Origin of the sequence: Sphingopyxis sp., assembly GCF_051861155.1 — a bacterium.
In the GTDB taxonomy this organism is placed as follows: domain Bacteria; phylum Pseudomonadota; class Alphaproteobacteria; order Sphingomonadales; family Sphingomonadaceae; genus Sphingopyxis.
Map to the genome: position 1 here is coordinate 231,661 of NZ_JBHYDE010000003.1, position 13,565 is coordinate 245,225.

Annotated in this window: 15 protein-coding genes; 3 read left to right on the top strand and 12 right to left on the bottom strand. The window is 64.6% G+C overall.

All coding sequences use genetic code 11. The annotated features are described in order from the left end of the window. Nucleotide 1: 1 nt before the first annotated feature. From ACTIFP_RS07110 to ACTIFP_RS07120, 3 genes are read right to left on the bottom strand one after another with little or no spacing between them, the layout of a single operon-like run. Nucleotides 2–1,345 (bottom strand): transaminase, encoded by a 1,344-nt coding sequence (locus tag ACTIFP_RS07110; protein ID WP_439568016.1) that lies wholly within the window; start codon nucleotides 1,343–1,345, stop codon nucleotides 2–4. Beyond that, nucleotides 1,342–2,610, bottom strand: coding sequence for an NAD(P)/FAD-dependent oxidoreductase (locus tag ACTIFP_RS07115; RefSeq protein WP_439568017.1), 1,269 nt, complete (start codon nucleotides 2,608–2,610; stop codon nucleotides 1,342–1,344). The genes ACTIFP_RS07110 and ACTIFP_RS07115 overlap by 4 nt, the downstream gene beginning before the upstream one ends. A gap of 14 nt (nucleotides 2,611–2,624) precedes the next feature. Beyond that, nucleotides 2,625–3,971 carry a glutamine synthetase family protein gene (locus ACTIFP_RS07120; RefSeq protein WP_439568018.1) on the bottom strand — a complete coding sequence of 449 codons (1,347 nt, stop codon included), beginning with the start codon at nucleotides 3,969–3,971 and terminating at the stop codon, nucleotides 2,625–2,627. 258 nt (nucleotides 3,972–4,229) lie between these two features. On the opposite strand from ACTIFP_RS07120, the gene ACTIFP_RS07125 reads away from it, so the two are divergent. Beyond that, a complete protein-coding gene (locus tag ACTIFP_RS07125) occupies nucleotides 4,230–5,546 on the top strand; it encodes an aspartate aminotransferase family protein (protein WP_439568019.1) in 1,317 nt (438 codons plus the stop codon). Between the two features lie 12 nt (nucleotides 5,547–5,558). On the opposite strand, the gene ACTIFP_RS07130 is transcribed toward ACTIFP_RS07125, so the two are convergent. The 5 genes from ACTIFP_RS07130 to ACTIFP_RS07150 all read right to left on the bottom strand — a co-directional run bounded on the left by ACTIFP_RS07130 (nucleotide 5,559) and on the right by ACTIFP_RS07150 (nucleotide 7,893). After that, the gene (locus ACTIFP_RS07130) at nucleotides 5,559–5,771 is read right to left on the bottom strand and encodes a hypothetical protein (protein WP_439568020.1); all 213 of its coding nucleotides are present in this window, start codon (nucleotides 5,769–5,771) and stop codon (nucleotides 5,559–5,561) included. A 48-nt stretch (nucleotides 5,772–5,819) separates the two neighbouring features. Further along, nucleotides 5,820–5,960 carry a hypothetical protein gene (locus tag ACTIFP_RS07135; RefSeq protein ID WP_439568021.1) on the bottom strand — a complete coding sequence of 47 codons (141 nt, stop codon included), beginning with the start codon at nucleotides 5,958–5,960 and terminating at the stop codon, nucleotides 5,820–5,822. A 37-nt stretch (nucleotides 5,961–5,997) separates the two neighbouring features. Continuing rightward, nucleotides 5,998–6,261, bottom strand: coding sequence for a translation initiation factor IF-1 (gene infA, locus ACTIFP_RS07140; RefSeq protein ID WP_056374851.1), 264 nt, complete (start codon nucleotides 6,259–6,261; stop codon nucleotides 5,998–6,000). A 3-nt stretch (nucleotides 6,262–6,264) separates the two neighbouring features. Continuing rightward, on the bottom strand, nucleotides 6,265–6,471 hold the full coding sequence (locus ACTIFP_RS07145) for a cold-shock protein (protein ID WP_439568022.1): 207 nt from the start codon (nucleotides 6,469–6,471) through the stop codon (nucleotides 6,265–6,267). Nucleotides 6,472–6,660: 189 nt separating this feature from the next. Beyond that, a complete protein-coding gene (locus tag ACTIFP_RS07150; protein ID WP_439568023.1) occupies nucleotides 6,661–7,893 on the bottom strand; it encodes a sensor histidine kinase in 1,233 nt (410 codons plus the stop codon). A gap of 149 nt (nucleotides 7,894–8,042) precedes the next feature. Between ACTIFP_RS07150 and ACTIFP_RS07155 the strand changes: the two genes are divergently transcribed. After that, entirely contained in the window at nucleotides 8,043–8,456 is a 414-nt protein-coding gene (locus tag ACTIFP_RS07155; RefSeq protein WP_439568024.1) for a hypothetical protein, read from the top strand. Between the two features lie 58 nt (nucleotides 8,457–8,514). Continuing rightward, nucleotides 8,515–9,516, top strand: coding sequence for a fumarylacetoacetate hydrolase family protein (locus ACTIFP_RS07160; RefSeq protein ID WP_439568025.1), 1,002 nt, complete (start codon nucleotides 8,515–8,517; stop codon nucleotides 9,514–9,516). 59 nt (nucleotides 9,517–9,575) lie between these two features. Here the strand turns inward: ACTIFP_RS07160 and ACTIFP_RS07165 are convergent, their stop codons facing one another. The 4 genes from ACTIFP_RS07165 to ACTIFP_RS07180 form a co-directional block, all read right to left on the bottom strand. Beyond that, a complete protein-coding gene (locus tag ACTIFP_RS07165; protein WP_439568231.1) occupies nucleotides 9,576–10,553 on the bottom strand; it encodes a type II secretion system F family protein in 978 nt (325 codons plus the stop codon). 70 nt (nucleotides 10,554–10,623) lie between these two features. Further along, nucleotides 10,624–11,592, bottom strand: coding sequence for a type II secretion system F family protein (locus tag ACTIFP_RS07170; protein WP_439568026.1), 969 nt, complete (start codon nucleotides 11,590–11,592; stop codon nucleotides 10,624–10,626). A 56-nt stretch (nucleotides 11,593–11,648) separates the two neighbouring features. Continuing rightward, the gene (locus tag ACTIFP_RS07175) at nucleotides 11,649–12,923 is read right to left on the bottom strand and encodes a pilus assembly protein CpaE (protein WP_439568027.1); all 1,275 of its coding nucleotides are present in this window, start codon (nucleotides 12,921–12,923) and stop codon (nucleotides 11,649–11,651) included. Beyond that, complete coding sequence (locus ACTIFP_RS07180; protein ID WP_439568028.1) at nucleotides 12,920–13,564, bottom strand: CpaD family pilus assembly protein; 645 nt, start codon at nucleotides 13,562–13,564, stop codon at nucleotides 12,920–12,922. Before ACTIFP_RS07180 ends, ACTIFP_RS07175 begins: the two co-directional genes overlap by 4 nt. Nucleotide 13,565: the final 1 nt, after the last annotated feature.

Genomic DNA, 13,565 nt, shown 5'->3' on the forward strand with positions numbered 1-13,565 from the left:
TCTACTCCTTCAACGCTTTTGTGCAGTCGGCAAAGCCGCCCACCAGCCGGTCGATCTGGTCGTCGCCGGTAACCGGGCTCACCAACATCATATTGTGGAACGGCGCCAGCAAAATCCCGCGGTTGGCGAGGAACAGGTGGATCGCGGCTTCGAGTTCGGGGTGCATCGCCGCCTTCGCCTCGCCGCCGTTCCGCGGCGGGGTGGGGCAGGTGAGGAATTCGACGCGCGCGCCGACCTGGGTGACGTGCCAGTCGAGCCCGGCGGCGGCGATTTCGGCCGCAAGCCCTGCGACCAGCCGCGCGGCGCCGCGCAGCATATGATCGTAGGCGGTGGGGGTGATGACGTCGGACAGCATCGCATCCATCGCGGTGATCGCGAGCGCGTTGGCGGAGAGCGTGGTGCCGATGCCGCTATGTCCGGGCGGGCGTGACTGGTTGAGCGCCGCCATGCGCGCGGCCACACCGGCCGAAAAGCCATAGACCGCGCAGGGGACGCCGCCGCCGATCGACTTGCCGACGACCATCAGATCAGGTGTCGGCCCGTGCGCGACGCCATGGCCGCCATAGCCCGACGAGACGCTGTGCGTTTCGTCGAACACCAACAGCGTGCCTGTCTCGTCGCAAAGTTGGCGGAGCGTCGTCAGATACCCCGGCGCGTCGCATACCATGCCGACATTGGTCATCACCGGCTCGGCAAGCACGCAGGCGATGTCGCGGGCGTGGAGCGCCGCGGCGAGCGCGGCTTCGTCATTGAACTCGATGACCGTCGTCGTATCGCGCAGGTCGTGGACCTGGCCGATCAGGCTGGCGCGCATGACCGGCGCGGCGTCTTTCAGGTCGACGAAAGCGTCGTCGACCGCGCCATGATAGGCGCCGTTGAAGGTCAGGATTTTCGCCCGCCCGCTGATCCCGCGGCACCAGCGGATGACCGCGCGATTGGCTTCGCTGGCGGTGGTCGTGACCTGCCATAAAGGCAGGCCGAACATCGCTGCGAGACGCTGCGAAAGTGCGACACCGCGTTCGGTCGGGAGCATGTAGCTCAGACCTTCGCTCGCCTGCTGCGCCAGCGCCGCGGCGAGGGCGGGCGGCGAATGCCCGAACAGGCTGGCGGTATCGCCCAGGCAGAAATCGTCGTAGGTCTGGCCGTCGATACTGGTCCGCGTCGCGCCCTTCGCCGCTGCGGCGACGATCGGCACCGGGCTGGGCCAGTCGCGCATCCAGTGGAACGGGACCGACTGGAACCAGCCGGTCGCGGCGGCATGATGCGCGAAAGCGCGCGGGTTGGCGGCGCGGAAACGCTCGGCTTCGCAGGTTGCGACGCGCGCAATCGCGGCTTCGACGATCATCCGAGCCGGTCCTTCATCGCATAATAGAGCAGTCCCAACGTGGCGAGCGGTTGGCGGAGCCATTTGCCGCCGGGGAACGGGCGGCTGGGCAGGTTCGCCAAGACGTCGAACCGCTCGGCCGTCCCCGCCATCGCCTCGGCAATCAGCTCACCTGCCAGCGTCGTCACCAGCGCGCCATGCCCCGAAAAACCGTACGCGAAGAAGACATTCCCGCGCCGCCCGATATGCGGCAGCCGGTTCATCGTCACTGCGACCGCACCACCCCAGCCATAGTCGATCTTGGCACCGGCGATCTGCGGGAAGACCTCGGCCATGAAGGGCCGCACGAACGCCGCGATGTCGCGCGGCGGGGTCTGCGAATAGCGCTCGCCGCCGCCGAAAATCAGGCGCTTGTCGGCGGAGAGGCGGAAATAATTGAGCACGAAGCGACTGTCGGCGACAGCCGCGTCGCTGGGCAGCAACGCGTCGGCGTTCGGCAGCGGCTCGGTCGCGATATTATAGTTCATGATCGGCACGGTGTAACGGCCGAGATCGGGTTCGAGGTCGCCGATCCAGCTATCGGTCGCGTCGATGACATAGCGCGCGGCGATATGCGCGCGGTCGGTCATCACCCCGGCGCCCTCGGGCGTATCGGTGATTCGGTGAACGCGTTCACCTTCCCAGATGCAAACGCCCGCGGCCTCGGCGGCGCGCGCGAGCCCGATCGCGTAGTTTAGTGGATGAAAATGTCCCCCCTGCGGATCGTGGATACCGCCGTGATAGAGCGAGCTGGCGATATGACCCGGCATATCCTGCTTTGCCACCACATTGCTGTGGTATCCGAAGCGGGTCGCCAGAAATTCGGCCTCGCGCTGCATCGCACCAAAGTCTTTGGGCGTCCACGCCGCTTCCAGATGTCCTGCCTTGAGGTCGCAATCGATGCCGTGTTTGGCGATCCGCGCTTTCACACGGTTGCCGCGCCAACACAGGTCGAACAGCGCCTCGGCGCGCTCGCCGCCGAATTCGGCCTCCAGTTCGGAGGCGGACCAGCGCAAGCCGGGGATCAGCTGCCCGCCATTGCGACCCGACGCGCCGAAACCGACATGCGCGCGTTCGATCAGAATCACCGAAAAGCCGCGCTCGGCGCAGGCGAGCGCCGCGGACAGGCCGGTGAAGCCGCCGCCGATAACCGCAATGTCGAACGACAAGTCTTCGCCCATGTCATAGGACGACCGCCATGGATGCGCGGTCGCGGCATAATAGCTGTGGTTCAGCGGATCGGTCATGGCCGCGGGGCGGGTCAGACCCGCATCAACAGATGTTCGCGTTCCCAGCTCGACACCACCGACTGGTAGTTGAACAGCTCATAATCCTTCACCGCAAAGAAGATTTCGAAGAAATCGTCGCCCAGCAGGTTGCGGACCTTCTTGCACGACGCGAAGCGGTCGAGCGCCGCCTCCAAAGTGCGGGGCAGGGTGCGGGCGCGGTTGTATGCGCTGCCGGTGATCGCCTTGGCCGGCACCATGCGGTCGACGACGCCGATATAGCCGCAGATCAGCGACGCCGCGATGGCGAGATAGGGGTTGCTGTCGGCACCGGGCAGGCGGTTTTCGACGCGGCGGTTCGCCTTGTCGGAAATCGGCACGCGGAACCCGCACGAGCGATTATCCTCGCCCCACTGGACGTTGATCGGCGCGGCGCTGTCGGGGCGCATGCGGCGAAAGCTGTTCACATTGGGCGCCCACAGCGGCGAGATCTGCGGCATGAATCGCACTAGCCCGGCGATATAGCTCCGAAACATCGCGCTATCGCGGCCGTTGGCCGTAGAAAACAGGTTCTTGCCAGTCGTGGCGTCGACCACCGACTGGTGAATATGCATCGCGCTGCCCGGCTGGCCCGCCATCGGGTTCGCCATGAAGGTCGCATAGACGTCGTGCTGTTTCGCAACGTTGCGCACGACGCGCTTGAACAGGAAGACTTCGTCGGCGAGGCGCAGCGGGTCGCCGTGGATGAAGTTCACCTCGAGCTGCGCAGCGCCCATTTCGTGGATCATCGTATCGATGTCGAGCCCCATCAGCTCGCAATCGTCATAGATATGATCGATGATTTCCTCATATTCGTTCATCGCCTCCAGCCCATAGGGCTGGCTCGCGGTCTCGCTGCGTCCGGATTGGCCGGTCGGCGGGGTCAACGGGAAATCGGGGTCGACATTGGGCGAGACGAGGTAGAACTCGACCTCAGGCGCGATGATGGGGCGCCAGCCCTTTTCGGCATAAAGCGCGAGCACCTTTTTCAGGATCGTGCGGGGCGCGATGTCAACTTCGCTGCCATCGCCGTTGAGGGCGTCGGCGATGACGAAAGCGGTCGGCGACTTGAATCCCGGCGCGACGCAGATCGTGCCGGGGTCGGCGATCAAAATCTTGTCGGGATCCTTGTCCCAGATGTCGTCGATGTCCTCGGGATAGTGGCCGTCGATCGTGCAGATGAAGACGCTGCCCGGAATGCGCAGCGACTTGTCCTTCACCGATGCCAGGAACTTCTTGGCCGGCAGCACCTTGCCGCGCTGAACCCCGTTGATGTCGGGGACGATACATTCGACTTCGTCGATTTTATGGTCGCTGATCCATTGGTCCAGATTGACTGACATGCGCCCCCGATTGGGCCGAGGAGCCGGCCCGTTTGTGGAAGGCCAGCCTATCGTGAAGTTGGACGAAGCGCCAGAGGGGCCGTTAACGGCCATTTTCCGAGTTGCCAGTGCGCGGGCACTAGGACAGATTGGGATAGATGATCCTTCGTCATTGCGGGCGAAGCGACGCAATCCACGGGCGGTTTAGGCCACCCTGGATTGCCGCGTCGCCTTCGGCTCCTCGCGATGACGGTATCTGAGAGCGGGAGACGGTGCGCGATGAAGGGCGAGAATGATCCGCTGGCAGCCTTCTGGATGCCGTTTACCGCCAACCGCGCGTATAAGGCGAACCCGCGCCAGCTCGTGTCCGCGAGCGGCATGTTTTATCAGAGCGGCGATGGCCGGGCGATCCTCGATGGCACCTCTGGACTATGGTGCAGCAACGCGGGCCATTGCCGGCCTGAGATCACCGAAGCCATCGCGAACGCCGCGGCGACGCTCGATTTCGCGCCGACGTTTCAGCTGGGGCACCCGCTGCCGTTCGAACTGGCGCGGCGGCTGGCGGCGCTGATGCCCGACGGGCTCGACCGGATATTCTTTACCAACAGCGGCTCCGAATCGGTTGATACGGCATTGAAAATTGCACTCGCGATCCAGCGGGCAAAGGGGCAGGGGGCGCGGACCCGACTGATCGGGCGCGAGCGCGGCTATCACGGTACCGGCTTTGGCGGGATCAGCGTCGGCGGCCTCGTCAACAACCGCCGCGCCTTTGGCGGCGGGCTGCCCGGTGTCGACCACATACGCCACACGCACGACATCGCGCGCAACGCCTTCGCGCGCGGCTTTCCGCAGCACGGCGCCGAGCTTGCCGACGACCTCCAGCGCCTCGTCGACCTCCACGGCGCCGAAACGATCGCGGCGGTGATCGTCGAGCCGATGGCGGGTTCGACCGGCGTGCTGGTGCCGCCGGTCGGTTATCTGCAGCGGCTGCGCGAGATTTGCGATCGGCACGGCATCATCCTGATCTTCGACGAGGTGATAACCGCCTTCGGCCGTGTCGGCGGTGCGACAGCGGCGGGGCAGTGGGGGGTGACCCCCGACATCATCACCATGGCAAAGGGGCTGACCAACGCCGCGGTGCCGATGGGCGCGGTGGCGGTGCAGCGCACGCTGCACGATGCGGTGCTGGACAGCGTCGAGGCGGGGATCGAGCTGTTCCACGGCTACACCTATTCGGGGCATCCGCTGGCGAGCGCGGCGGGGCTGGCGACGCTGGACCTGTATGCGCGTGACGGGCTGTTCGACCGCGCCAACGAACTCGGCAGCTATTGGGAGGATGCGGCGCACAGCCTGAACGGGCGGCGGCATGTCATCGACATTCGCACCATCGGGCTGGTCGCGGGGATCGAACTCGAACCCCGCGCCGGTGCCCCAACGGCGCGCGCTATGGAATTGTTCCATGCCTGTTTCGACAATGGGCTGCTGGTTCGCGCGACCGGCGACATCATCGCGCTGTCGCCGCCGCTGATCGTCGAAAAGCCGCAGATCGACGTCATGCTCGGAAAGATTGCCGATTTGCTCGACCGCATCGACTGACGGCGTGACGCGTCAGTCGGCGGCGGCGTTCGCTTCTGCCTTGGCGGCGGCGGCGGCGGTTTGCCGCGCCCGCGTCGCTTCGGTCTGGATCAGCCGTTCGGCCATCGTCCGCCACGCCTGTTCGGCGCGCAGATTGCGGTCGCGGACCTGCGACAGCGCGCTGGCCGCCGCATCCGCCGCGCATTTGTCGGCCTGCGTCAGGTAAAAATCGCTGGTGTTCGACATGGCGGATATCCTTGGGGCTGGGGGGTGACAGGAGGGGTGACGACGCGATCAGTCGATCATCTGGGCGATCAGGCGGCGCAGTTCGCGGCGCGTCAGGGTCGGCGAGCGCCGGATCGTCTTTTCGGCCGGTGCATCGATCGCGGCAAAGGGCCGAAGGAGGGAAGGGAAAGCATTCAAATTAAAGTTCATAATATCCTGTAATCATTGTTTTGTTCTGGTTGGGTATTCAGCGCCGGTTGCCCTTGCGCGGGCCGCCGCCGGCTGGCCCTGCGCCGCGATCGCGATAGACGATGCGGCCCTTGGTCAGGTCATACGGCGTCATTTCGACGCGAACGGCGTCGCCTACGACCGACCGGATGCGAAAACGTCGCATCCGGCCAGCCGTATAAGCGATGATCCGATGATCATTTTCCAGTACGACGCCAAAACGCCCGTCGGGAAGAATTTCATCGATCTGGCCGTCGAGGGTCAAAAGTTCCTCTTTGGCCAAAGATCAGGCCTGCTGGATGTTGACCGCGGCGGTCTTGCCGCGCTGGTCGGTTTCCAGGTCGTAGGAAACGCGCTGATCCTTGTTCAGCGTCGATATCCCGGCGCGTTCGAGGGCGGTGATGTGGACGAAATTGTCGCCCGAACCATCCTCGTTGGCGATGAAGCCATAACCTTTTTCGGTGTTGAAGAATTTTACGGTGCCGATGGGCATGGGGTCGTTCCTTTCACGGAATCGGAGTTACCACCGGCCGATGCCGGTGGCGCCAGGTAGCGTGAGGAAGGAGTTGTCCGCCAGTGAGGCAAAAAAATCCGTCGTAGGCGACGATAGCCGGACGAAGATGGGGGCGGGGGGGCGAAAAGTCAAGGATCGCTAAGGCTTCGCGCCTTTGACCGTGCGCCGTCAGCTCTCGGCGACGCACGGGAACGTCACCGAAACCCGCGTTCCCCTGCCGACTTCGCTATCGATGTCGAGCTGGCCCTGATGGCGCTCGCCGATATGTTTGACGATGGCCAGCCCCAGCCCCGTCCCGCCGACCGACCGGCTGCGCGCTTCGTCGACGCGATAGAAACGTTCGGTCAGGCGCGGCAGGTGATCGGGGGCAATTCCGTCGCCGATGTCGCTTACCGACAGCCGGATACGGCGCCCCTCGCGCACCAGTTCGACGGTTACCGGGGTACCGGCGTGGCCATATTTCATCGCGTTGGAGATGATATTGTGGGCAAGCTGGCTGAGCTGCGCCGCGTCGCCGAGCATCGGCTGCGCGGTATCTCCCAGCTGTTCGACCACATCCTTCGCGCGCACCGGCTCGCTGTCGCTGAGCTGGGCGATGGTGGTGCGAACGATCGCGGCCAGATCTACCGTCGTCGTCGGGCGGCGAAAGCGGTCGGCCTCGACCCGCGAGATCGACAGCAGGTCGATGACCAATTGCTGCATCCGCCGCGCCTCGCGTTCGATGATCGACAGGAAACGGTCGCGCGTCGGCGCGTCGGTGTCGCCGTTCATTTCCTGCAGCGTTTCGACGTAGCCGAGGATCGCGGCGAGCGGCGTGCGCAGTTCGTGGCTGGCGTTGGCGACGAAATCGGAGCGCATCCGGTCGGCGGCGTCGATAGCCGAGCGGTCGGACAGGAAGATGATATATTCGCTCCCCGACAACGCCGCGACCCGCATCGTCCAGCGCTGGCCGGGCCGCGGGAAATCGATCAGGTTGACCGTTTCGAGCGCCGCGCCGCCCTGCATGCGCGACAGCCATTCGGTCGCGGCGGGATGACGGATCGCGGTTCGCACGTCGGCGCCGACGATATGCCGCCCGAGCAGGCGCACCGCGGCGTCGTTGGCGATGGTGACGATATTGTCCGCGGTGCCCAGCAAAGGCTCCTTTTCCTGATCGACCCAATGTGCGAAATCGGGGTGGCGGAGCAGCGACGCGGGGGCGTTTTCGGCGGCGGGCGGCGCCGTCCCCTGCGGTTCGGGCGTAGTGGCGGGCAGCGCGCCATAAACGGTCGCCGCGGCGACCAACCCCGCGACCGCCATGATCGCGATCGACAGCGGATCGCCGCCCGAGAGCGCGGCAAAGATCGCCGCGATGGCAACCATCGTAAGGGCAATGACGAAGCTGGACAGGCGATCGAACATCGTCTGCGCGCCTCGCACGAAGCGAGGGGCGGGCGCAAGGCGATTTGCGGCCGTTAACGTGTGCGCCGCGGATGTCCCAAAGCGGGAAGTGAAGTGGGGCGAGCGGTGTTTTGCTTTTCCTTGGCCTCTCATTGGGTTATGCGCCGCGGATGGATAATCGCGAAATTCCGACCGAAACCCCCGTGGAAACGGGCGAAGCTATTCCCTCGCGCCGCCGGATGCTGGCGCTCGGCGCCGTCGGCGTGTCGGCGGCGCTGACGATCCGCCCCGCCTTTGCGCAGACGGCGGTATCGGTGATGAATTGCCAGATCCCGGTTCCGGGGCCGAGCGGCGCCGGAAAATTTATCGACACCCAGGGCAAGCTGGTGCCGCCGGGAACCAAGGGCGCCTTTCCCGGCGCGCTGCGCCCGTTCACCGGCGAGGAAGTGAAGCGCGCTTTCCGCGGCCAGACGCTGCCCGGCACGACCTATAATCAGTCGCAGGCCTATCTGCAGTATATCCGGCGCTTGCAGGCGGGGCAGAGCGGCTTTACCTGTTTCGCGTCGATTACGACGTCGCGCTGATTTTCGCTCCTTTGCAGGCGATGTCGGTTCAGCCGCGTCGCCAGCCAAAGGAGTTTTCGTGAAACTAGCTTCGCTCAAACAGGGCCGCGACGGGCGTCTTGTCGTCGTTTCGGACGATCTCGCCTGGTACGCCGACGCCGGTCAGATCGCGCCGACGATGCAGGCGGCGCTCGACAATTGGGCCTATGCCGCGCCGCGCCTTGCCGCGCTGGCCGAAGACCTGAATCACGATGCGATCCCCAAGGAACGCTTTCACGAGCGCGACGCCGCCTCGCCGCTGCCGCGCGCCTATCAATGGGCCGACGGCAGCGCCTATGTGAACCACGTCGCATTGGTGCGACAGGCGCGCGGTGCCGAAATGCCCGACAGCTTCTGGCACGACCCGCTGATGTATCAGGGCGGCAGCGACGCGTTCCTCGCCCCGCGCGACCCGATCCCGCTCGCCGACCCGGCATGGGGCTGCGACATGGAGGCCGAAGTCGTGGTGGTGACGGGCGACGTTCCCGCGGGCATTGATGCGGCGGCGGCGCGCGAAAAAATCCTGTTGGTCGGATTGACCAACGACGTGTCGCTGCGTGGTTTGATTCCGGGCGAATTGGCAAAGGGTTTCGGCTTTTTCCAGTCGAAGCCGTCGAGCGCGATGTCGCCGGTGTTCGTTACCCCGGAAGCGCTGGGCGCGCGCTGGCAGAACGGCAAGCTGCATGGTACGCTGTGTGTCGATTTAAACGGCCAGCCGCTGGGCCGCGCCGATGCGGGGGTCGACATGACCTTCGACTTCGGGGCGCTGATCGCCCATGCTGCAAAGACCCGCGACCTTGGCGCGGGGACGATCATCGGGTCGGGCACGGTGTCGAACCGCGACGCCGACGGTGGCCCTGGCAAGCCGATCGCCGATGGGGGCCTTGGCTATTGCTGCCTGGCCGAAGTGCGGACGGTCGAGACGATCCTGCAGGGCGAGCCCAAAACGCCGTTCATGCAGAAAGGCGACATGGTGCGCATCTGGATGGACGACGAGCGGCATCACAGCATCTTCGGTGCGATCGAACAGCAGGTCGCCTGAACAAAAAAAAGGGCGGGTTCGCACCCGCCCCTTCGTCTGTTTCGTACCGGTTGCGGTGATCAGCCGAAGCTGCCGCCCGACATGGCGTCGCTGAGCGAACAGGCCGCCGGGCCAAGGATCACGATGAATAGCACCGGTAGAATGAACAGGATCAGCGGCACGGTCATGATCGCGGGCAGGCGCGCGGCCTTTTCTTCGGCGCGCATCATGCGTTCGTTACGGAATTCGGCCGACAGCACGCGCAGCGCGCTGGCGAGCGGCGTCCCGTATTTCTCGGTCTGGATCATGGTCGTGACCACGCCCTTCACCGATTCCAGATTGACGCGGTAGGCCAGGTTTTCGAATGCCTGACGCCGCTCGGTCAAAAAGCCGAGTTCGATCGAGGTCAGTGCGAATTCTTCGCCCAGTTCGGGATAAGCGCGACCCAATTCCTTTGATACGCGCGAAAATGCGCTGTCGACGGTCAGGCCCGCTTCGGCGCAGATGACGAGCAGGTCGAGCGCGTCGGGCAGACCCTTGCGGATCGCATCGGTGCGCTTGGCGCGCTTGTTCTGGACGAACAGGTCGGGCGCCTTGTAGCCGAGCACGAGCGCCGCCATCGTCGCGCCCGAGCGCTTGAACGGGGTCAGGTCGGGCCATATGTCGATGCCGTAGATCAGGAAGGCGGCGAGCCCGCCAAACACGATCGGCAAGACCATGCGACCGAAAATCACCGCGACGGCCAGATCCTTGGATCGGATGCCCGCCTGCGCCAGCTTCTGCTGGACGTCCTTGATCTGGCCTTCCTGCAGCACTTGGAGCTTGCCGAGGAAGGTGCGCATCTTGTCGGCATGCTGGTTCTTGCGGACCAGCTTGGCGCGGCGTTTGGCGGTCGACGCGGTGATACCGGCTTTGAGCTGTTCGCGGCGTTCGTTGAGCGCCTTGACGCGCTTGGTCATCGGATTGCGCACGGTCAACGCGCCATAAATGGCGAACAGGACCGCGAACACACCGACCGCGGCGAGCAGCGTGCCGGCCCAGATGACATCGACGCCCATCAGCGTCGGGCCCGCCTGAGCGCCGGTGAAAGTGGTAAGAAGGAGGCTGCTGATCACTGGTCCTGCCCCTTCAGATTTCGAAGCTGATCATTTTGGCCATGATCCCGGCGCCGATGCTCATCCAGATCAGCCCGCCGATCCCGGCGATTATCAGGCGCTGTTCGTAGAAAAATCCCGCCAGATAGCTGGGGTTCATCGACCAGACGACGCCGAAGACGAAAAAGGGCAAGGCGCCGACGATATAGGCGGAAGCTTTCGCTTCCGACGACATCGCGCGGATCTTGAGCTTCATCTGCGCGCGCTTGCGCAGCACGTCGGACAGGTTGGACAATGTCTCCGCCAGATTGCCGCCGGTTTCGCGCTGGATCTGAATGGTGATGCAGAAAAACTGGAACTCGGGTGTTCCAAGCATCACCGCCGATTCCTGCAGCGCGGCCTCCATCGTGTTGCCGATGCGGATGCGTTCGACAACGCCCTTGAATTCTTCGCCCACCGGCCCCGGCAGTTCCTGGCTCACCACCTGGAAGGTTTCGGTGACGGGCAGGCCGGAGCGCAGGCCGCGCACGAGCAGGTCGATCGCGTCGGGAAAGCGGGTGTTGAACTGCGCGACGCGCTTTTTGATCGCGCGGCCGACGACCAGATAAGGCAGGCCGAGGCTGAGGAGCAGGCCGATCATTCCCGCCATCAGGATCGGGGCGCGGACAACGAGCAGGCCGCCGGTGACGACGACGAACAACGCCATCGACGCGAACATATATTGGGTCAGCGTCCACCCCTTACCCGTACGGCGAAGCCGGATTTCCATCTCTTCGCGGCGCGGCATCAGGCTGGTCAGGGTCGAGGCACTTCGGCCGCCCGACTGGATGGTCTTGCGCATCTGCGCTGCCACTACCGCTTCGGTCGACGCGGCATGGCGATCCTTGACCATCGCCAGCCGCCGCGACTTTGCCTTGCCGGCCGACGGGCCACCAAGCAGGATCACAAGGATGGCAAAGGCCAGAAAGGCCCCCGCGATGATAAGGATGACTGGCAGATTCATGTCGGCTGATGTCCGCTTCTATCGCTGATGGTGGTAACGTCCCGCCGGGCGGGATGTCATGCCGCCTGTTTCGCGCCCTTTTTCGTCATCAGCCCAAGCTTGCCGAGCAGCGAACCGCCCGATTTGCTCTTTGCGGCTGCCTGTTGCGCTTCTTCGGCTTCGACATCGGCGCCATCGAGGATCAGGCGCATCAGATTGCTCCACACCTGCGCGGTTTTTGTGCCTTTGCAGATCTCGGCATAGGATTTGCCGAGCTTGGCCGACTGGCTGACCAGTTTCGGGTCGAACGGGATGACGATGTCGATCTGGCGTTCGATCGACGATTCAAATTCCTTGCGCGACAGTTCGCCGACGGCGTTCTGGAACTTGTTCGCGACCAGCACGACGCGGGCGCCGGGAACATTCTGCTTGAACCACGACAGCAGCCGGATGGTGTCGCGGGCTGCAGCCAGCGTCACGTCGCTGACCAGCAGGATCGTCCCCGCTTCCGACACCAGATGTGGAAAGGGGATCAGAACCTGGCGCGGGATGTCGACGATCGTCATTTCGAACGCGCCGCGCAGTTCTTCCTCCAGCTGGAAAAAGGCCGAGCCATCGGTCATCACCGGCTGGTGGATCGGCGCTTCGGCCGACAGCAGGCTGAGCTTGTCCGAAGCGCGCACCATGGCGCGTTCGATGAACAGCCCGTCGATGCGGCTGGGGTTGTCGATCGCATCGATCAGGCCGCGGCCGGGCTCGAGGTCGAGCGTCAGCGCGCCGGTGCCGAAATGAACGTCGAGGTCGAGCAGCGCCGTCTGGCGGCCTGCCTGTTCGCTCATCGCCCAGGCGAGCGACGTCGACACCAGCGAGGCCCCGACACCGCCGCGCACCCCGACCACCGCCATCATGTGATGCGGCTTGTCGTCCTGCATATCGGCATGTTTTGGTGCGGTCAGCATCGTCTGCGCCATGGTCAGCGATTCGCGGACCTGTTCCAGCGACAAGGGCTTGAGCAGATAATCCTGAATGCCGCTCGACAGCAGGTCGCGGTACAGGCGCACGTCATTGACCTGGCCGGCCGCGATCACGACAGTGCCCGGTTCGCACACTTCGGCGAGCGCGTTGATGTCGTTGATCGGGTCGCCCGATTCGGACATGTCGACAAACAGGATGTTCGGGCTGGCGGACACCGAGAGCGACTGCACGGCGTTACGCAGACCGCCCTTGTTACATTTTTCGATCGGCCAGCCCATGTCGTTGGCGGCAGTGCGGATCAGCTCCAGCGTGTCGTCATCGCACACAAAGGCGTTGAACGGATCACGCAGTCCTGCCGATTTGAAAGGAGCGTTCACTGGCCACCTCCGTTGCTGGTTGCTTCGCCGCGCAGTTCGCCGGCACCCGTCGGCGGCTTTTCGCGGAAGGTCTTGATCGCGCGCGTCGCCATCGACGGATCGTTGCGATCGCTGCGGGCACCCCTGATCAGGTCATTGGGGTCGGCCACCATCGCGGCGATATTGCTGTTGGTCGCGCAGCCATAGTTGGACGAGGTCGCATTCGCCGGGTTGATCGCTGACTTGGTGTCCCAATTGGGGCAGCCCGGCACGAAAGCCGACGCGCGGGTGACGATGACACGCAGATGGCCCTGCGGCACGGCTCCGGTGGTTACCGGCACGTCGTTGCTGATCAGCAAGCCGCGGCGCTCGATCATCGAGCGCACCGTCGCCTGCGCCGATGTGGCGCCGTAAACCGAGGGATCCTCAATCGCGACGCGATCGCCGTAGCGGACGCCCATCGCGTCGAGCCAGCCTTGCAGACGGCCCTGTTCGCTGGGTGCCAGCTCGCCGCTCGATGCAGCGACGTCGAATTGATAGATGGCGTTGCGCACGACCGGTTGATGCACCGAATCGAGGCTGCGGTTGCTGTAGGCGGCGCCCGAACATCCGGCGAGCGACGTGGCCAGAGCCAGGACCGTCCAAGTTGCGATTTTCTTCATC